The 20881-nt window shown below is 38.7% G+C and carries 17 protein-coding genes; 12 read left to right on the top strand and 5 right to left on the bottom strand.

What is annotated here, in order from left to right; translation table 11 throughout:
• Positions 1–26: 26 nt before the first annotated feature.
• The 3 genes from rutB to rutD all read right to left on the bottom strand — a co-directional run bounded on the left by rutB (position 27) and on the right by rutD (position 2980).
• The gene (gene rutB / locus FTV32_RS00230) at positions 27–776 is read right to left on the bottom strand and encodes a pyrimidine utilization protein B (RefSeq protein WP_180027510.1); all 750 of its coding nucleotides are present in this window, start codon (positions 774–776) and stop codon (positions 27–29) included.
• Positions 773–1885 carry a pyrimidine utilization protein A gene (rutA, locus tag FTV32_RS00225; RefSeq protein ID WP_035265660.1) on the bottom strand — a complete coding sequence of 371 codons (1113 nt, stop codon included), beginning with the start codon at positions 1883–1885 and terminating at the stop codon, positions 773–775. Before rutA ends, rutB begins: the two co-directional genes overlap by 4 nt.
• 300 nt (positions 1886–2185) lie before the next feature.
• Positions 2186–2980 carry a pyrimidine utilization protein D gene (gene rutD / locus FTV32_RS00220; RefSeq protein ID WP_179998441.1) on the bottom strand — a complete coding sequence of 265 codons (795 nt, stop codon included), beginning with the start codon at positions 2978–2980 and terminating at the stop codon, positions 2186–2188.
• A gap of 163 nt (positions 2981–3143) precedes the next feature.
• On the opposite strand from rutD, the gene FTV32_RS00215 reads away from it, so the two are divergent.
• The 4 genes from FTV32_RS00215 to FTV32_RS00200 all read left to right on the top strand — a co-directional run bounded on the left by FTV32_RS00215 (position 3144) and on the right by FTV32_RS00200 (position 6671).
• Positions 3144–3497 (top strand): hypothetical protein, encoded by a 354-nt coding sequence (locus FTV32_RS00215; RefSeq protein WP_180027509.1) that lies wholly within the window; start codon positions 3144–3146, stop codon positions 3495–3497.
• Positions 3498–3500: 3 nt separating this feature from the next.
• Positions 3501–5279, top strand: a complete 1779-nt coding sequence (locus FTV32_RS00210; RefSeq protein ID WP_180027508.1) for a PepSY domain-containing protein — start codon at positions 3501–3503, stop codon at positions 5277–5279.
• A gap of 5 nt (positions 5280–5284) precedes the next feature.
• Entirely contained in the window at positions 5285–5623 is a 339-nt protein-coding gene (locus FTV32_RS00205) for a DUF3325 domain-containing protein (protein WP_180027507.1), read from the top strand.
• 154 nt (positions 5624–5777) lie between these two features.
• Positions 5778–6671: a LysR substrate-binding domain-containing protein gene (locus FTV32_RS00200; RefSeq protein WP_180027506.1), complete on the top strand. Its 894-nt coding sequence runs from the start codon at positions 5778–5780 to the stop codon at positions 6669–6671.
• A gap of 77 nt (positions 6672–6748) precedes the next feature.
• Here FTV32_RS00200 and FTV32_RS00195 read toward each other — a convergent pair whose 3' ends face one another.
• Positions 6749–8347 carry a bifunctional 3-(3-hydroxy-phenyl)propionate/3-hydroxycinnamic acid hydroxylase gene (locus tag FTV32_RS00195; RefSeq protein WP_180027505.1) on the bottom strand — a complete coding sequence of 533 codons (1599 nt, stop codon included), beginning with the start codon at positions 8345–8347 and terminating at the stop codon, positions 6749–6751.
• A gap of 291 nt (positions 8348–8638) precedes the next feature.
• Here FTV32_RS00195 and FTV32_RS00190 point away from each other — a divergent pair, with 291 nt between their 5' ends.
• Positions 8639–9151, top strand: a complete 513-nt coding sequence (locus FTV32_RS00190; protein ID WP_180027504.1) for a tetratricopeptide repeat protein — start codon at positions 8639–8641, stop codon at positions 9149–9151.
• Positions 9152–9283: 132 nt separating this feature from the next.
• On the opposite strand, the gene FTV32_RS00185 is transcribed toward FTV32_RS00190, so the two are convergent.
• Complete coding sequence (locus FTV32_RS00185) at positions 9284–9793, bottom strand: cysteine peptidase family C39 domain-containing protein (RefSeq protein WP_180027503.1); 510 nt, start codon at positions 9791–9793, stop codon at positions 9284–9286.
• 262 nt (positions 9794–10055) lie between these two features.
• Between FTV32_RS00185 and FTV32_RS00180 the strand changes: the two genes are divergently transcribed.
• From FTV32_RS00180 to FTV32_RS00150, 7 genes are all read left to right on the top strand, one after another.
• Positions 10056–10787, top strand: a complete 732-nt coding sequence (locus FTV32_RS00180; protein WP_257227555.1) for a DUF4062 domain-containing protein — start codon at positions 10056–10058, stop codon at positions 10785–10787.
• 194 nt (positions 10788–10981) lie between these two features.
• Positions 10982–12364, top strand: coding sequence for an adenosylhomocysteinase (gene ahcY / locus FTV32_RS00175; protein ID WP_004814998.1), 1383 nt, complete (start codon positions 10982–10984; stop codon positions 12362–12364).
• Between the two features lie 76 nt (positions 12365–12440).
• Positions 12441–13277, top strand: coding sequence for a methylenetetrahydrofolate reductase [NAD(P)H] (gene metF / locus FTV32_RS00170; RefSeq protein WP_180027502.1), 837 nt, complete (start codon positions 12441–12443; stop codon positions 13275–13277).
• 100 nt (positions 13278–13377) lie between these two features.
• Complete coding sequence (locus FTV32_RS00165; RefSeq protein ID WP_180027501.1) at positions 13378–14088, top strand: 16S rRNA (uracil(1498)-N(3))-methyltransferase; 711 nt, start codon at positions 13378–13380, stop codon at positions 14086–14088.
• Positions 14089–14518: 430 nt separating this feature from the next.
• Positions 14519–17122 carry an EAL domain-containing protein gene (locus FTV32_RS00160; protein ID WP_257227550.1) on the top strand — a complete coding sequence of 868 codons (2604 nt, stop codon included), beginning with the start codon at positions 14519–14521 and terminating at the stop codon, positions 17120–17122.
• 133 nt (positions 17123–17255) lie between these two features.
• On the top strand, positions 17256–19535 hold the full coding sequence (locus FTV32_RS00155; protein WP_180027499.1) for an NADP-dependent malic enzyme: 2280 nt from the start codon (positions 17256–17258) through the stop codon (positions 19533–19535).
• Positions 19536–19614: 79 nt separating this feature from the next.
• Positions 19615–20853 (top strand): multifunctional CCA addition/repair protein, encoded by a 1239-nt coding sequence (locus tag FTV32_RS00150; protein ID WP_035266499.1) that lies wholly within the window; start codon positions 19615–19617, stop codon positions 20851–20853.
• Positions 20854–20881 lie beyond the last annotated feature (28 nt).

Raw genomic sequence — 20881 nt, 5'->3', positions numbered from 1 at the left:
TTCCTAATTTTAAAATCTATAAATATTTATGCGCTTTCAGCGAGTGTTGGTTGATCTGCAAAACTACTGATAAAACTTTCTGTATCCGACACCCATCCAAAGAAGGTTTTTATGTTGTACATACTTGCGACATGGGCTTCTTTTGGCCCTGCTTGATGACAGGCATCGTCTAAAGCCACGCCAAAATATTCTAGAAAGAAGCCATCTCTGAGCGTCGATTCAACACATACATTGGTCGCAATACCAACAAAAACCAAATTACGAATTCCACGCACTCTGAGCATGCTGTCTAGCGCTGTGTTAAAGAATCCACTATAACGAGGTTTTTCAATCACAATATCTTGAGGAGCTGGCACCAACTCATCAATCAACTCAAAATCCCAATCCCCTTTTGCTAACAATTTGCCTTGTAGCTCAGGACGCTTACGCATGGTCTTCAGTGCATTTGATTTATGAAAGTTTGGTGAATCAATACCACCTGCTTCACGATATTTATTATCCCAACCGTTTTTGAAATAGATCACTTGAATACCAGCATCATGTGCTGCAGAAACTGCCTTTTTAATATTTTCAACCACAGGTTTTGTCGTCGACACATCAAACCCAGCAAGATCTAAATAACCACCTTTTGACGTATACGCATTTTGCATATCAATCACGATTAATGCTGTTTGCTCTGGTGCAAGCACAATATTTTCCGGTTCGGCTTTGAGTTTTACACCCGTTCCCGCTTGTGCAGTAAATCCAGCTTCAACGGTATTTTCTAAATGACTCATGCGATTTTCTCCAACACAGGTTCTGAACTCATTCCTTCAACCACAACATGTTCACGACATTTCATAAGCGGCTGAATCCGCTGTCCAAAACTTTCAACACCTTCAACAAAATCATCAAATGTCAGTAATATGCCTTCAGTTCCTTTTACCTCACTAATCTCATCTAGCATTTTTGCGATAGTTTCGTAAGAACCCACCAACGTCCCCATATTGATGTTGACTGGTGATACTGATGAAGCCATTTGACGAATATTAGTATCTGCACCAGATTTAGTATCTTTTCCGCCTTGATTCATTAACCAGTTGATCGCTTCAATATCAGCGCCATCGTTGTAATGTTGCCACTTCGCCATCGCTTCTTCGTCTGTTTCAGCAGCGATAATCATGAACAAAACGTAGGTTTGAACATCACGACCCGTAATATCTGTTTTGGCTTTTAAACGATCGTTGATTTCTGCATATGCTGTTGGTGTATTAAGCCCTTTACCAAAAACAAAATTGTAATCAGCGTGTTGAGCAGAAAATTCCAAACCTGTATCCGATTGACCAGCGCAGATAATTTTCATCTCTGCTTGCGGGCGTGGGCTAACTCGGCAATCATCCATTTGGAAATGGTCACCTTTAAAATCAGATTTACCTGTTGCCCATAATTCACGCAGAATTTGTACGTATTCAGATAAGTATTCGTAACGCTTTCCGAAATATTCATCACCGGGCCACATGCCCATTTGGGTATATTCTGGCGCTTGCCAACCTGTGACGACATTTAGGCCGAAACGACCATTCGAAATTGAATCAATCGTAGATGCCATGCGTGCAACTATGGCAGGCGGCATCACTAGCGTCGCAGCTGTTGCATAAATTTTTATTTTGCTGGTGACTGCAGCAAGCCCCGCCATAAGCGTAAAAGTTTCTAGGTTGTGATCCCAAAACTCAGTTTTACCCCCGAAACCACGCAGCTTGATCATAGACAATGCAAAGTCAAAACCGTAATGCTCTGCGCGTTGGACAATTTTTTTATTTAACTCAAAACTTGGTTTGTATTGAGGAGCATTTTCTGAGAGTAACCAGCCATTATTTCCGATCGGACAAAAGACACCAATTTTCATATCTAACACTCCTAATTTAACGATCAGTTAAATTTGATTTAGTAGGATTAAGCTTTCGAGCTTGTATTAGATATTTAGCAAATGATGTGCCAATTATTATTTTAATATATATTACAATAACTTAATAATTTTATATTTTACCTTATGATAAATTAATCACATAATCCCAATACCCATTACTCCTAAATAACGTCATAAAAAAGTGCACAAGATGTTCCAAAAAATACCATTTGGTAAAATAATTAAAAAACCCACGATCTCAATCGTGGGTTTTTATATGCAATTGAAAAGTTTCAAATGCTAGAGTGATCGAAGAAATTGAATAAGTGCCTGATTAGTGATATTTGGCTCAGTCACAGTAGAAGCATGTGCACCTACATCAAAAATTGAGCATTGTGCATGTACAAAATTTTTCTGAAGATCAAGAGTCTTATGTACTGGAACCAAGAAATCATCACGGTTTGCAATCAAGTGAATTGGAGTTCGTTGAAGTGCGGTGATATGTTCATTTGTTATTTTAAATTCCTTTAAAGCCTTCAGACGTCTCAGTACATTCTCTTTTGGTGGAAAGTTTCGGAGTTGATTATTTTCTGCTTGTTGTATTTGATCGATATTAACAGAGATCCATACGGGTGGATAAAGAAATAATGCTTGAGCTCTAACATATGCCTCTGCACCAGCATTTTGTAATAACGATTCTCGAGCTTCGAAACATTTGAGCGTATGTGGGTCTAGTGAGTCCCAGGCATTAATACTGGTCAAACTCAACATTTCCAATTTTGTATTTTGAATTAAACCGGCTAACTCCGCTCCTATATGCCCACCTAAAGCATGACCGATAAAATGGAATTCATCGATCTTTAGATCCTCTAAAATCTGTAACACTTGCATTGCCATATCGGTCATTGAATAAGTTGGTGCTAGTAATGCAGCATCTGCATGACATCCTTCTTGATCATATGTAATAACATGAAAAAATCGAGTCAATATATCTAATTGTGGATGCCAAAAATGTCCATGCCCTCCTAACCCTGAAGATAACAACACAAATTGAGCATCAGGATTAGCTTTGCAGTAAAAAACTTGATACGTCATAAATTTTACCTATCGATAAAAAATAACTATAACTCTGCAATTAACATGCCCAAGCTAATTCAATTAAAAATTTATTTCTAAAATGCTAAATTTATAATTCTAAAGATAAACAATAATTGTTATCATTTACAATAATTACATACACTCACACTTTCTTACTTTTATGAACAGTACAGAACTCGAACTATCAGGCGAGTTAACACTTGGGAATCAAGTAAAAAAAACTCGTAAGACTACTAAATCAGTTTCTATCAGTTATCGCCTGATGGTGCTCTATCGTTTTTTATTGGCGGGTATTGGAGGTTATTTGCTTGCATCCCTCTCTGCTATCGTGATTGCACAAACATTTAGCACATATCAATCTAGCGCAGCGATGTCAGCAACGCTCATTGCTTTCTGTTTACAGTGTGCAGCGTTTATTTGGGTTTTTATGGTTCACAAAACCAGAAAAGCTACATTGGGCATCGTCTTACCTAGCCTTGCTTTATTTCTCATCTATAAAATCATGGGGAACTAATTCATGAGAAGTGATGCCAAAGCTGAAGGCCCACGCCAGTCTATGTCATGGTTACATACTTGGGCTAGTTTGATACTAGGATGGTTGCTGTATGCCATCTTTGTAACCGGTACTTTGAGTTTTTTCCAAGCAGAAATCAGCACATGGATGAAACCCGAGTATCACCAATCGATTCCAAGCCAAACTCAACTTGAGCAGACACAAGTGGCTCTGCAATATTTGCAGAATAATCATGCTGATGCAGGGAGCTGGGGAATTCAATTACCCAATGCTCGTCAAAATTACACCACGCTGAATATCCGCAGTGTCGGAGAAGATCCCAATGCTCGTCGCGGTGGTGAACGTGTGACGATTGACAGTGCCACAGGTGAGGTATTGGAAGCCCGTGAAACCCGTGGTGGTAGTTTTCTATATCGTTTCCATTTTGAATTATATGGAATGCCACGTATATGGTCACGTTGGATTGTGGGCATAGCAACCATGTTTATGCTTGTTGCAATTATTAGTGGCATCATCACCCATAAGAAAATCTTTAAAGATTTCTTTACCTTTAGGACAGGTAAAGGACAGCGTTCTTGGTTAGACGCACATAATGCAACAGCTGTATTTGCACTTCCCTTTCATATCATGATCACTTTTAGTGGTTTACTTTTATTATTGTTTACCATCATGCCGTGGGGGGTACAGCAAATTTATGACAATCGTGGCGCCTTTCTACAAGATCAACGAAAATCCTTAATTCAAAATCCAGCAGAATCAGAAGGTCAGACTCGTACTGATCAACCGCAAGGAAATGAGCGCTCAATGATGAATGCTCGTACAGAAATTGAGGCTCGTGGTACGCAGTCAGCATCAAATGAACATGCTAACAACATGGATGGTGAGAGAAAGAATCGAGGTGAAGGTCGACGTACTCGAAACCAAGATCGTAAAGCTGAACCTGCACCACTTACAGATATTGCCCCGATCCTCACTCAAGCTGAAGCGAAGTGGAAAAACAATCCGATTGGTTCGATCACGATTAAAGCACCGAATACATCTAAGGCGACCATAGAGTTACGTGCTTTAAACGGCGCAAGTATCGCTCATCGTGGCGTATATGAAACTTTAGACTTCAATGGTGTGACAGGTCAAAACATTACAGATGATTCCGCTCAACTCAAAAATCCTTCTATTCCCAATGGCATTTACAATGTTGTCACTGTTCTACATGAAGCACGAGGAGTTGATTTAGCCTTACGTTGGATACTCTTTTTTTCTGGTATCGTTGGCACGCTAATGGTCGCAACAGGATTAATTTTATGGTGCGTTAAACGTGCACCTAAACAAGCGAAACAAGGTTATAAATCCTTTGGCTATCGCACGGTTGAGATTACCAATATCGCTGCGATTATCGGCTTACCAATTGCTTGTGCAGCTTATTTTTATGCAAACCGTTTTATCCCTGCCGATATGGAAATGCGTTTAAACTGGGAAATCCGTACATTCTTTATCGTGTGGCTCTTCACACTGGTTTATGCTGTTTTTCGCACCCATCGCCAAGCTTGGCTTGAATTACTGAGTCTCGCTACCCTGCTTTTCGCTTTACTTCCGCTCATAAACTTTATCACAGGTGGTCAACCTTTATGGCGTTCGATAGCTCACGGACAATGGGTTATCGCTTCGTTCGATCTGGCTATGATGGTATTGGCAGTGGTTTTCTATTTTGCACTTTACAAAGTTCAAAATCATCAAGGAACTCCATTAAAAAAGAGTCAAGTTTTACCTAAGGTAGAGGGGTAATCACCATGAGCTTTTTTCTCCTCATTTGGGCAGTTTGTACTTTAGGTTTTATAGGTTTAGCCAGTGCAATGCAAAAGCATCAAAAACAAATTTTTGGTCAAACATTGAGTATTAAACACCAGAAAATAGCCTCAATGGTTGGATGGGGATTCCTGTCGTTAGGGCTTATCCTCTGCATGAGCAAAGGACAAGTCAGTAATATGATGAGTTATTGGATTGGTGTACTGACATTCGCTGCACTTTTTGTTGCACTTTGTCTGACCTATTTTGAGTCACAAATAAAAAAAATCATTTTGGGCGTATCCTTTATTGGATTCATCAGCTTGATCTTCTCAATCATTTAATACTTTACTTGATAAAAACCGACCCATATTTCATTTAAATATGGGTCGGTTTTTTTTCTTCTTAGATTAGCTTTAAACGTGAATCACGCTGAAGTTCTAGCAAATCAAACGTATAATGAACCTCATTTATTATGGCGGTTAAGGATCGGTACGCATGGAACTTCGACATTTGAAATATTTCGTCTCAGTTGCCGAAGAACTTAATTTTACGCGTGCTGCAGAAAAACTTTTTATAGCGCAGCCTTCTTTAAGCCAGCAAATTAAAGACCTTGAAGCAGAATTAGGCACATCCCTGCTGATTCGTAAAAGTCGAAGCTTATCACTGACAGAGGAAGGAGAAACTTTTTTAAAAGATGCTCGACATATCTTGAAACTTGCTCAAGACACCAAACACAAGATTCAAATCATGGCGAATACCAAGAAAAATAAATTAAATATTGGCTTTTTACCTGTGGCAGAAATGAAAATTTTTCCCTATGTCATGCCTATTATTCGTGCACAACAGCCTGATTTAGATATTCAATTTCATAGTTTGAGCTGTGTACATCAAATCCAAGCACTTCGTGATCAAAAAATTGATGTCGCATTCACTCGCCAATGTATCGATGATGAGCATATTGCCTCTATCGAATTGTTCAGTGAGCCTCTGATCTTGCTGATTCCTCGTCATTCAGCCCATGCGCATTTAGACTGTATTTCAAAACAGGATTTAATTGCCCAAAAATTTATCATGAGTGAGGAAACTGCCTCACCGATTTTGTTCCAAAAAATTCAAAATATTTTTGAAGCCCTAAATACATCTATTCAAGTTGCTCAATACTCGAGTAATATTTTAATGAATATTAATCTTGTAGCGATGCAAGTCGGTTGGACCATTGTTCCAAAATATGTTGAAAGCTTGCTCAGTGAAAATGTCTTAATTAAGTCAACTGAAATTGATTTACCGAATATCAGCTTATATTTGAGTTTCAGAAAACAAGATCAAAGTAAGCATTTGCAAACTGTGAAAAATATTCTAAGCCAACACTTTCATTGTCATATTTTTTAAAACTTTGAACGCTATTTTAAAAATAAAAAACCTGCAAATTTGCAGGTTTTCTTTTAGATTAGTCTTAAACTTTTTGATTAAACGCCAAGTTTATCAAACAGCTTTTGACTGAGCTCTTCGCTCGTCTGAGGAATACTTAAGCCCGCGACAAATTTATCTGGTCTTAAAAATGCCATCGAGTATTGAGTGCGACCAAACCACGCACGAATCGCATGCTCTGTATCCCCAAGTGTCAATATTTCATCATCATGAGCATCAGTTTTCAATTGTTCAGGTGGAACGACTTTAATAAATTTCACACCCAAGGCTTTCCATTTTTGAATACTTGTTGGTGTGAGTCCCCAAGTCGGATCTACTCCCCAAGCAATAATAGCAAAGCCTTGACCAATAAAATCATCCAGTAATTTCACCTGACCTGTGCTGTCTTGCATTTTAGGTTGAATAAACATTTTACCGATTGGTGATGTCTTATTGACCTGTCCAATTAAAATACCAGATTTATATTGTGGCATTGGCTTAAAGCGCATTTCCAACAAATATTGTTTAACTGGTTTAATGTAATTTAGAACATATGAAATAGCATCACGCGCAGTACCTTGCCATTTTTTAGGCGGAGCTAGCACATGGCCTGCTGTAACAGATAAATCAATCATCGCTTTGGCATGATCATGACGCTCTTCTTGATAAGAATCTAGAACTTTAGCATCTACTTTACCTTGTACGACCATAGCCAGTTTCCAAGATAAATTGAACGCATCACGCATTCCACTGTTATAACCCTGTCCCTGCCATACTGGCATAATGTGCGCTGCATCTCCCGCAAGTAAGATACGCCCTTCTTTAAATCTACTGGCAATACGTGCATTATGGGTATAAACACGATTTCGGATCACATCGATATTTTCAGTATTTGGTAATACTTTGGATAAAAGTTTAGCCATGTTTTCAGGTTGACTCAGCTGCTCTTGCGTTTCCCCTGGCATCACCATAAATTCAAAACGACGGATACCATGTGGTAAAGCCGCTGACACATATGGACGTACTGGATCACAACATAAGTAAATATGAGGTGTCGCCAATGGATCGTTTGCAATATCGACAACAATCCATTGGTTTGGTGCAGTTTTACCTTCAAAAGGAATATTCAACATACGGCGAACGTAGCTATTACCGCCATCACATGCCACAAGATACTTTGCAGTTATATATTCAATTGTTTTATCTTTATTTTGGATTTGAACTTCAACTTGATCTTCAGTCTGCTTAAAACTTTGGAGTTGACGAGAAAAAAGTACTTCCACATCGTCAAAACGTTCTAAGCCTTCCAATAATTCTGCATCAACATAAGGTTGTACGAATGCGTTACGACGAGGGAAACCAAACTCACGTGTTTTAGGTTGAATATCTGCAAAACAACGGCCTGAAGGCGTAAGAAAACGCATCGCATGATCGGGAGTGGTATGCGGCAATACTTTGTTGATCAAACCAATCGATTGCATTGTTCTTAGAGATTCATCATCAATACCAATTGCACGAGGATAATCAATCAATTGATCGAGCTGTTCAATCACTTTTACTTTTAAGCCCGCAAGGCCAAGGCCGTTCGCCATCGTTAAACCGACTGGGCCTGCACCAAGTACGATCACATCTGCTGAGTAAGTGTTGGTCTGTGACATGGTCAATCTCCTCTAATATTCGCATTAGAGAGGATTTTCAGCATAGGAAAAAGTTATGCTAAGGTCTTATGAAATTTAAAAAATTGTCACTTTTACTTCAATTCCATCAAAAAACCTTAATTTATGTCGCTCATCTATAGCTTTTACCTATGGTTGAATTTGTAATTCATCTACAAAATATCTCAGTAAATCTGCTCAAACCATACTACTCAAGCTTTGAATCAGTTTTGCAGTATAATAAGGGAACAACTTTAATATTTTTGCTTCGCTTTGAAGCCATGGAATCCCACTATGACGAAACGTGTTACCGTCCCGATTGCTCTCGAAAATCGTGCTCATGCAGGTAATGCCGCTGCTCAATTTGAACTTGCTGAACTTTATATGACGAGTGAACACGATGAAGACATTGCGCTTGCAGAAGAGTGGGCTTTACGTGCTGGTCAATTGGGTCATGTCGAAGCGATGTACTGGTTAGGGGAAGGTTATACCCATTATGCAAAAGAAGTTTTAGAAGAAGATCCTGAGGATGCAAAACTAAACTTTGAGTACGGTTTTAACTGGCTCACGCAAGCAAGTAAACATCAACATGCTGCTGCGATTTTAGAGCTCGCAGGTTATTACCGTCGTGGTAATGTGGTCGAAAAAGATGTAGAAAAATCTGTTGAATTGGTGACTCAAGCCGCTGAACTTGGTGATACTCAAGCAATGCGTGATTTATCTGCCATCTATGCACATGGTTTAGGTGTGGATGTTAATGAGGAAAAAGCTGATTATTGGCAGAAAAAAGCTCAATCAAGCACTTAAGATAAATCTCGTTTTTTGCCTCAAAAGCCTTCATGATTGAAGGCTTTTTATTGAACTACTTTAGATCTTGTTAAAACTTTAACATACCTTAAAATAATAACTCACTATAAGATAGTTACATACTTTTAGATATTAATTAACTTCAGCGATGATGGCTTGTCTACAGATCCCGTCTACTGCCCTTTGCTGTTCAAATATTTTTTTAGGCATTGGTTCAAAGCTATCAAAAAAGCAGATTTCTTCTTCATTGATGTCATATACCAATGAATGATTACCAATGCCTTCTAAAGTATCGTAATACACGATCACGAACTTATTGGCATCAAATGCGATTTGAATATCTTGATAGCTGATTGCAGGGGATATTTTTAGCGCAAGTTTTTCAGCCACTAAATAGCTTTGCTTTTCTTGCTCTTGAAGTGCATTGTCTTCATCTGTGGTAAATTCCACATCTAAGCCAAATTTTTTAAGTCCCACCGCTAGACCGATCGTGGTCGTTCCATCACCTTCTACATAACCACAGACTTCTTTTAGTTGTTCAATATCTGGGTCTAACCCAAGATGTTGAAAGAGCATCCATACGGCGTAAATGCCAGCATTGGCTTCTAGATTGGCGAGTTCTTCAGGAAGATTGGAGGACATAAAATAAATCTTACATTGGTGCAGAAATTTTGAAATATCATACGATAAGCTCAAAATTAAATCATAAATTAAAGCTTAGCAAATTAAAGAGATTCAGATAAATTATGATCATTTAAATATAAGTGTAATTACTCTAATGGCTTATCAAGCAACTGTATTAAATGTAATGATCGCATCTCCAAGTGATGTAGGATAAGAAAGGCAACTCGTTCGTGATGCAATTTACGAATGGAATGCCATTCACTCCAAACAGTTCGGTGTAATGCTAAATCCTGTTGGTTGGGAGACTCATGTTGCACCTGAAATGGGAAATCACCCACAGGTAATCATTAATAAAAGAATCCTAGATGATGCAGATATCTTGATTGGAATATTTTGGACTCGATTAGGTACAGAAACTGGTGAATATGCTAGCGGCACAGTAGAAGAAATTACAAAACATATATCTTCTGAAAAGCTAACTTCAATCTATATTTGTGATAAGCCTATTCCACCTAGTCAAATCACTGAACAATATCAAAAGTTACAGGTTCAAGTTAGAGAATGGATGCCAAGTGGAGTTCTGAATTTCTATAATGATCTGCTCACCTTTAAACAATCTATTAAAAATCACTTATCTATACACATTAGTCAACACGAATATATTCGTTCACTATTGACCGAAAATGCTACCTCATCAAGATCAAATGGAGTGAGTGAAAAAATTTCTATTGAACCTTCTGACGAAATGAAACAAATCCTTCTAAATGCGGGTGAACATAATGATGATGTTCAATTTTTAGAACTCTTAGATGGAGTCTGTTTTCATGTTGGCAAGTTGGACTTTAAGTTAAATGAAGGACGTGAATTAGCAAAATGGCAAGCTGCCCTAAAAGAATTGGTTAAATTAAATCTACTAATAGATAGAGGATCTAAAGGTCAATTGTTTTCACTAACTGATAAGGGATGGGAAGCTTTTGATCAATTAAAAGCTCAAATTTCAGAAAAAGAATAATATTACTTTTTTCAACTTGGAACAATTTTTGATTGCAAGTACAATACTGCCCTAGTCGAGGGATGCTGCGACGTTTTACAAGTACAAAATGTAAAAGCGCCAGGCTCGACGATCGGTCCCTCTTATTCTAGGCAGACCAACAACGGCATCCGCGAACATAATGATCAATTTTTGTTTTTTATAAGGAGATCGTGATGAACGCGGTTAATGCTTCATTTACAGATTATAAAGTTGCCGATATTTCACTTGCTGACTACGGCCGTAAAGAAATCAAACTTGCAGAAGCTGAAATGCCAGCCCTTATGGGTCTGCGTAAGCGTTACTCTGCGGCTAAACCACTTGCTGGTGCTAAAATTTTGGGTTGTATCCACATGACAATCCAAACAGCTGTTCTTATCGAAACTTTAGTCGAGCTTGGTGCTGAAGTTCGTTGGACATCTTGCAACATTTTCTCAACTCAAGACCACGCTGCGGCAGCTATTGCAGCTTCAGGTGTTCCTGTATTTGCTTGGAAAGGCGAAACTGAAGAAGAATACATGTGGTGTCTTGAACAACAAATTAATGTAAATGGTACGCCTTGGGATGCCAACATGATTCTGGACGACGGCGGTGACTTAACTGCGCTTGTTCATGAAAAATACCCAGAAGTACTCGCTAAAATTCACGGTATTACCGAAGAAACAACGACAGGTGTTCAACGTCTTCTAGAAATGTGGAAAGACGGTTCACTTAAAGTTCCTGCAATCAACGTAAACGATTCAGTGACTAAATCTAAAAACGACAACAAATACGGTTGCCGTCACTCTCTAAACGATGCGATCAAACGTGCGACAGATATGCTTTTATCTGGTCGTCGTGCGCTTGTAATTGGTTACGGTGACGTAGGTAAAGGTTCTGCACAATCACTTCGCCAAGAAGGCATGATCGTACGTGTTTCTGAAATCGATCCGATCTGTGCAATGCAAGCATGCATGGACGGTTACGAAGTGGTTTCTCCATACAAAAATGGTGTGCAAACTGGTAAAAAAGAAGATGTTAACGCTGACCTTCTTTTAAACACTGATTTGATCGTAACAACAACGGGTAACTACCACGTATGTGACGCAGCAATGCTTGATACATTAAAAGCAGGTGCAGTTGTGTGTAACATCGGTCACTTTGACACTGAAATCGATACCAACTACTTACGTGGTTATAAGTGGGTTGAAGTTAAACCTCAAGTTCACCAAGTGTATCGTTCAGAAAACGAAAACGATTACCTGATTCTTCTTTCTGAAGGTCGCTTAGTGAACCTTGGTAACGCAACTGGTCACCCATCACGCGTGATGGACGGTTCTTTTGCAAACCAAGTTTTAGGTCAAATGCACTTGTTCGCAGAGAAATTTGCTGATCTTCCTGAAGACCAAAAACAAGCTGCGATCCGTGTTGAACTTCTTCCTAAGAAATTAGATGAAGAAGTTGCTGCAGCAATGGTTGCAGGTTTCGGTGGTGTTCTGACTCAATTAACTCAAGAACAAGCGGACTACCTTGGGGTTGCTGTTGAAGGTCCATTCAAATCTGACGCTTATAAATACTAATCTTTGAACAAGCAGGCTGAACAGCCTGCTTTTCTTTGAATTCTATTTTGCTGAAATAAGTACAAAGGATTTGAACATGTCTAAACAGATTCCAATTTCTTTTGAGTTTTTCCCAACCAAAACTGATGCAGGTGCGGAAAAACTTAAAGTTGTTCACCAAGAACTGCAGTTGCTGAATCCAGAGTTTTTCTCTGTGACTTATGGTGCAGGTGGTTCTACACGTGAACGTACACTTTCGACTTTAGCTGATTTTAATGGTAAAGGCACGCCTGTTGCTCCTCACCTATCTTGTATTGGTGATAGCAAAGAACGGATCGCTGAACTTTTAGATTTATACAAATCTCAAGGGATTGACCGTATTGTTGCACTACGTGGTGACTTACCTTCCGGTCAAGTTGGCTTAGGTGAATTACCGTATGCTCAAGATTTAGTACGCTTTATTCGTGAACATTCAGGCGATCACTTCCATATTGAAGTCGCAGCGTATCCTGAAATGCACCCTCAAGCAGACAACTTTGACGCTGACATTCAACGTTTCTGCGAAAAAGCGCATGCTGGTGCCAATGCAGCGTTGACGCAATTCTTCTTTAATCCAGATGCATACTTCTACTTTGTAGAACGCATTCAAAAAGAAGGTGTGAATATTCCAGTTGCCCCAGGCATTATGCCAATTACCAATGCAAGCAACCTGATTCGCTTTGCGGATGGTACAGGTGCTGAAATTCCACGTTGGATTCGCAAGCAATTGGCAACGTATGGTGATGATACGGCTTCGATTAAAGCCTTTGGTCATGAAGTGATTGTGAAACTGTGCGAACGCCTCATTGCTGGTGGTGCACCAAGTTTACACTTCTACACCATGAACACCACTGACCCAACTCGTAAACTTGTAAAAGACCTCGGTCTGGCATAAGTCTCCTGACTTCTTTTATCGACAGCTTAGGTTCAATTTATTTGATGTAAGGACTGAAGATAAAAGAAGTTTTTATTTTACCGATTTTAGAGTAATGCACATGCCTCGTTTTTTTATTGAAGCAGACTTAAATGTAAATACAACAGTTGAGCTGACTGAAACTGTGTTTCATCATTGGGTCAAAGTATTACGTGCGAAAGTCGGTGAAACTGCCACACTGTTTAATGGTCAAGGTGGTGAATATCACGTTGAATTGGTTGAAGTGAATAAAAAAACTGCCGCAGTCCACGTCAATGCATTTAACCCAACCAATCGCACACCAAACTTTAATGCCTTACTTGGTCAAGTAATGAGTAAAGGTGACCGCATGGATTATGCTATTCAAAAAGCGGTTGAGTTAGGCGTATCTGAAATTCAACTTCTCACCTCTGAACGTTGCGAAATGCGTTTAAAGTACGACCGTGATCAGAAAAAACTTGATCATTGGCAAGGTGTAGCAATTGCAGCTTGCGAGCAGTGTGGAATGAATATTGTTCCAAAAATATTAGCTCCACTCCCTTTGGCACAATGGTTAAATAGCACACTCCCTGAAACGAAATTAGTCTTAGCCCCCAATAAAGATGAGGTCGATGTGTTAAATGATGCCTCCTCAAATATAGCGCTACTCATTGGTCCAGAAGGTGGATTAAGTGAAGCTGAAATCCAATCTGCAAATCAGCATGGATTTATCAATTGGTGTATTGGTGAACGTGTTTTACGTACAGAAACTGCACCAGTGGTTGCTTTATCGATCTTAAATTACAAATTTTAATAAATATTTTCTCAAAATTCCGTGATTTAACTCACAATAGAATTGATTTTCATCCAATTAGACAGTACTTTAATGAGAAAAGAGTTGTCGCGCTAAATTTATATTTTTTTAAGTTCGTACTCAAAAATAATACAAATAAAGTAGAAAGAAAATTAAGGTATTGCCAGTTATGAGTGAAGTTCAGGGAGAGCATGTTTCCAACTCTGTACTCGATAGCCAGATCAAAAGTGCGACTTCTAATTTGCATTTTTTTTTAGCGTGGGTGCTCTTTGCCTGTATCTATAATCAACTTATTTACTTCTTTTATTTCAAAAGCTTTTCAATACCTTATACCATTTGGCTCATTATATTCAGCGCCATTCTTTTAATCTGTTTTTGCTTTACCCTCTTTTTTAAAAAATCTAATCAAATTAGTATTTTTAACTTAGACATGTGGGCACAATTGGTTTGCTTAATTACTGGAGCTGGTCTAGCTATTGGTATATATACCGTATTACAGCTTATCCCCGAACATAATCCAGAAGTCAAAGATATACATATGTTGACTTTAGCTGGGTTAATGTTATCTATTGTTTATACTTTTGCTATTGTATTTTTATCACAGCGTTTACGATACTTCCTTTATGTTTTTTTGCCTTCAGCTTCGGCAATAGTCCTTTCCAATTTCCTTTTTTTAGATAATACTCCTGATGTTTTTAGTTTAATCTTTAATATTTGGTTTGGTGTATTACTTATTTGCGCTCTCCTTACCCACAAGATGTACCGCCGTCTTGGAATATTAAATAGTCACAATAAATTCTATTTATCTGAATCTAGAAAACATCTTATGGAGTCATCACTTCTCCAAGAAAAGCTAAAAAATGAGATTGAAAAATCCAAAGAAATTGAAAGCCAATTACAAATGCATAATCAATTACTCGAACAAAAAGTAATTGAACGAACCTACGATATTAATAAGATCAACGATCGACTGCAGCACCATCAAGCTAACCTCGATTTTGCGCATGAAACTGCTGGAATTTCATCTTGGCTATGGAATATTGAGAAAAGAACCATTGAAATTTCAGGCATTAAATATGGTAATCAGGTTTTACACTACCAAAGTGCAACTGATCAAATTAATGATTTTATTCACCCAGAAGATCAAGAAAATTATCGTAAAGAGCTCCGTAGACATTTAAGAGGAAATACTGAACGTTTTGAAGCACATTATAGAACTAAAGTAAAAGATCAGTGGTTCTGGATTAAAGATATTGGTCGAGTTATTACACGTGATCCTAAAAATAATAAACCTCTAAAAATGGTGGGTATTTTCCAAGACATTGAGAGTGAAAAAAAAGCACAAGAAAAATTGAAATTAGCTTCGAATGTATTCAATCAAGTGGCCCAAGGAGTTTTCGTTTTAGACAATAACTTGTGTTTTTTAGAAGTTAATCCTTATTTTAGTGAATTGGTCAACATCCCACCACAAGATATTATCTCAAAACACATCTTTGATATTACCAAATCTTCCACATCCCAACTCAGCCAACATCACGCCGATATAACTCAGACTGTGTTACACACTGGACAATATGATGCTGAGGTCACAGAAGAATTTATTTCAGGAAAAATATTAACCTTGTGGCTGCATATCAATGCAGTTCGTGATGATAAAAATAGAATTTTAAATTATGTAGGCATCATTTCAGATTTGACTGAACGGAAACAAAATCTTGAAAGAATGGCCTACTTAGAGAATTACGATCTACTTACAGATTTACCTAACCGTGTTTATTTTAATTTACAGTTACACCAGTATCTAATTAGTAAATCTAAAATTCTGAGCCATTTTTCTATTATTCGTCTCAACATTGATCGATTTAGACATTTTAATGAGTTTATTAATCATCAAACCGGAGATGAAGTTCTCAAAGAAGTTTCCCGAAGACTGAAATATACCTGTTCTAAAGCTGTTCTGATTTCATATTTAAATAATGATGACTTTGCTATGATTTACAACTTAAATCATAGTCATTACACGATCCAACAAGTCGTCGATCAGATCCTTGAGGCCTTTGAAATACCCTTTATCATCGATGGGCAAGAACACATGATTCATGTCTCACTGGGTATCGCAATTTACCCCAATCATGGTAGACAAATTGGTAGCTTAAATAGTCACGCGGAAAGCGCTTTAACAGAAGCAAAAAAACTAGGGGGCAGCACAGCCTATTATTATGACAATAAGCCTGAATCCATTTTTGGCAGTGACATTGAGCTCGAAAGAGATTTACGACTTGCTATAAAGAATCAGGACTTAGAAATTTACTATCAACCTAAGATAGAAAGTAAAACGATGCAAGTGAGCGGCTTTGAAGCGTTAATCCGCTGGAATCATCCAAAGTACGGCATCATCATGCCAGATCGTTTTATACCCATTGCTGAAATGACTAGTCTGATCTCAGATATCGGAAAATTTGTTATTTTCCAGACATGTAAGCAACTTAAAACATGGCATGAATTAGGATTTGATAAGTTACAAATTTCTATTAATGTCGTGGCACAACAGATCCATCGTGGGGAATTTCTCAATTTTATTGATCAAGCCGTGCTCAAATATTCACTCAAACCCGAGTTTATAGAGTTTGAACTTACCGAGTCATCATTGTTAGATAAATCATCTCATGTTTTTGATTTGCTAGACCAAATTAAGGATAAAAATTTCTCAATCGCCTTAGATGACTTTGGAACAGGCTATTCATCACTTGCATATCTTGCCGACTATCCTATTGATACACTCAAGATTGATCGCGCCTTTATTTCAAAGATTGGCACTCGTAAAAATAATGCTATTGTCGATGCAATTATTTCAATGGGTAAAACGATGGGGATGAAATTAGTTGCTGAAGGTGTTGAGGATATCGAGCAAATTGAATATTTAAAAAAACAAGGTTGTGATTATTTCCAAGGTTATTATTTTTCGAGACCATTAAATAGCGCTGATAGCACTCAATTTCTGCAAAATGAATATCAATTCTCAAAAATCAAATAAAGGCTAGACCAAAGTCCTAAATATGTATGAAATTTCGACTTTTAACTGTGATCAATGTGCAACTAGTGGTATATTCGAACCGATATAACCAAAAAACCAGCAAGGCTGGAACATTGTAATAACTGGGATTCAGATGGACGATCAATCTTTAAAACAGCAAGCACTCTATTACCACGAATTTCCAACGCCAGGAAAAATCAGCGTTACTCCGAGTAAGCAACTCGTCAACCAACATGATCTAGCATTAGCATATTCCCCAGGTGTTGCAGTGCCATGTTTGGAAATTGAAAAAGACCCTTCTAAAGCAGCGCTTTATACTGCACGTGGTAACTTAGTCGCAGTCGTCAGTAATGGTACTGCAGTACTCGGTTTGGGTAATATTGGTCCCCTCGCCTCTAAACCAGTGATGGAAGGTAAAGGCGTCCTGTTTAAAAAGTTTGCAGGGGTTGATGTTTTCGATATCGAAATTGCAGAAAACGATCCAGATAAAATCGTAGATATTGTTGCTGCTCTTGAACCGACTTTCGGCGGTATTAACCTCGAGGACATTAAAGCTCCAGAATGTTTCTATATTGAACAGAAACTTCGCGAGCGTATGAATATCCCAGTTTTTCATGATGATCAGCATGGAACATCAATTATTGTAGGTTCAGCGCTTTTAAATGCTTTGCAATTGAACGGCAAAAAAATTGAAGATATCAAGATCGTCGCTTCTGGAGCAGGTGCTGCTGCACTGTCATGTCTAGATCTTCTTTGTGCGCTTGGTGCTAAAAAAGAAAATATCATTGTTGCTGACTCTCGTGGACTCTTAACAAAAAAACGTGAAGGTTTAGACGAGTCTAAAAAACGCTATGTTCAAGATATCGAAGGTTCTCAGCTTGGCGACGTAATTGCTGGTGCAGATATGTTCCTTGGTCTATCAGCTGCGGGTATTTTGACTAAAGAAATGGTCAAAGTCATGGCGAAGGATCCAATTATCTTCGCGCTTGCTAACCCAGACCCTGAAATTCTGCCTGAACATGCACATGAAGTTCGTGATGATGTCATCATGGCGACGGGTCGTTCAGACTATCCGAACCAAGTCAATAATGCGCTTTGCTTCCCATATATCTTCCGTGGTGCACTTGATGTAGGTGCAACAACCATTAACGAAGAAATGAAGATTGCATGTGTACACGCAATTGCTCGTATGGCACATGTAGAAGCTGATGCTGCATCTTATGGTGAAAAATCTGCATCATTTGGACGTGATTACCTAATTCCACGCCCACTAGATCAACGCTTGATTCTTGAAATTGCGCCTGCTGTTGCAAAAGCTGCGATGGATTCTGGTGTAGCGACTCGTCCAATCCAAGATTTCTCCGTGTATCATCAGCGTCTTTCTGAGTTCGTTTACAACTCAGCATTTATGATGAAACCAATTTTTGCTCAAGCGAAAACTGATCCTAAACGTATTGCTTATGCGGAAGGTGAAGATCTTCGTGTTCTTCGTGCTGTTCAAATTGCAGTAGACGAAGGCTTGGCAAAACCGATCTTGGTGGGTCGTACTGCTGTGATCGAAGCGAATATTAAGAAATTAGGTTTACGTTTAGAAAATGGTGTGAATATCACTATCGTTGATCAAGAAACAAATCCTGATTACGAAAAGTTTGCTGATGATTACTATAATCTGATGATGCGTAAAGGGGTAACACCTGAGTATGCACAACGTGAATCACGTCGTCGTTCGACCCTAATTGCAGCGATGTTAGTACGCCACGGCTTAGCAGATGGTATGCTATGCGGTACGTATTCTAGCTACGATATCCATTTAGATTTCGTGAGCAATGTGATTGGTTTAAAAGAAGGTCATAACACTTTCTTTACCTTAAATGCGTTGATGCTCGAAGATCGCAACTTGTTCATTGCAGATACATACATCAATCGTAACCCTACGGCTGAACAGCTTGCTGAAATGACTATATTAGCAGCAGAAGAAGTCCGTCGTTTCGGTATTACTCCACGTGTAGCATTGTTGTCGCACTCAAGTTTTGGTTCTGACCAGACTGATCCTAGCGCTCAAAAAATGCGTAAAGTGTATGAAATCCTTTCTGAAATTGCACCTGAACTTGAAGTTGAAGGTGAAATGCATGCAGATGCAGCGCTTGATGAAAATATCCGTAGCTTTGCATTCCCGAACTCGCGCTTCAAAGGTTCTGCGAATCTATTGATTATGCCGAATTTAGATGCTGCAAATATTTCATTCAACCTGTTGAAGTCAACTTCAGGAAATAATGTAACAATTGGTCCAATCTTATTAGGTGCGGCTAAGCCAGTTCATATCTTAACACCAACAGCAACTACGCGCCGTGTTGTGAATATGACTGCATTAACTGTTGCAGAAATTCAAGAAGAGGAAAAAAACGCGCTCTAATCCTTTATTTAGGGCACGTTTTGTGACTTGAGAAAACCTCTATTCTGATGCATGATGGTGCTAAGAATAGAGGTTTTTTATGCAAGTTTATTTAGTAGGCGGCGCAGTGCGAGATCAGTTGCTCGGACACCCCTATCACGAAAAAGATTATGTCGTTGTCGGTGCAACACCAGAACAACTTTTAAACCAAGGTTTCCAACCTGTTGGTAAAGATTTTCCTGTATTTCTACATCCCGAAACTAAAGATGAATACGCCCTCGCTCGTACTGAGCGTAAATCTGGGCATGGTTATCATGGCTTTGAATTTTTTACCGATCCCTCGGTAACCCTTGAAGATGATTTAATTCGTCGTGATTTGACAATCAATGCAATGGCCATGAATGAAGATGGTGAGTTGTTCGACCCTTATCATGGTCATCAAGATTTGAATCAACGCATTTTACGTCACGTTTCTGATGCCTTTGCAGAGGATCCACTACGAGTATTGCGTGTTGCCCGTTTTGCAGCTCGCTATCATCAGTATGGTTTTAAAGTAGCTGAAGAAACCATAGCCTTAATGAAAAATTTGGCTGATTCTGGTGAATTGCAAGCACTTACGCCTGAACGTGTTTGGAAAGAAACTTCTCGTGCTTTAATGGAACGTGATGCTGATATTTACTTCGAAGTCCTTCGTCAGTGTGATGCTCTCAAAATCCTCTTTCCAGAAATCGAAGCATTATTTGGTGTACCACAACGTCCTGAATATCATCCTGAAATTGACTGTGGTATTCATACCTTGATGTCATTACAACAAGCTTGTAAAGCAGACTACTCGATGGATGTACGCTTCGCAGTATTAGTGCATGATCTGGGTAAAGCACTCACGCCTAAAGATGAGTTACCTCGCCATATCATGCATGAGGAACGTGGTGTTCAGCCCGTGACTGATTTATGTGAACGTCTTAAAGTTCCGACCCAAACCAAACAATTGGCTATTGCGGTGTGCAAAGAACATCTTAAATGCCATCAGGCGTTTACATTAAAACCAGGAACACTTTGGCGTCTATTACAACGTTTAGATGTATTACGCCGTCCTGAACGTGTTGAGGCTTTTGTACAAGCATGTGAATGTGATGCCAAAGGTCGCTTAGGTCTCGAAGACCGTGAATATCCTCAAGCAAAATATGTATTAGATGCAGTACAGATTGTTCGTTCAATTAAAGCATCTGATTTACCGCCTGAGATCAAAGGCCCTGATATTGGTGAAATGCTGATCCAAAAAAGAATTGAAGCTTTGTCAATGCACCGAGAAAAATATCAATCCATTGTAAATACATAATATTTACCTCCTGAAGCTCAGGAGGTAA

The organism is Acinetobacter sp. YH16032, assembly GCF_013417345.1.
Lineage (GTDB): Bacteria > Pseudomonadota > Gammaproteobacteria > Pseudomonadales > Moraxellaceae > Acinetobacter.
Note: the sequence above shows the minus strand (reverse complement) of the source record. Positions and strands in the feature narration are given on the sequence as shown.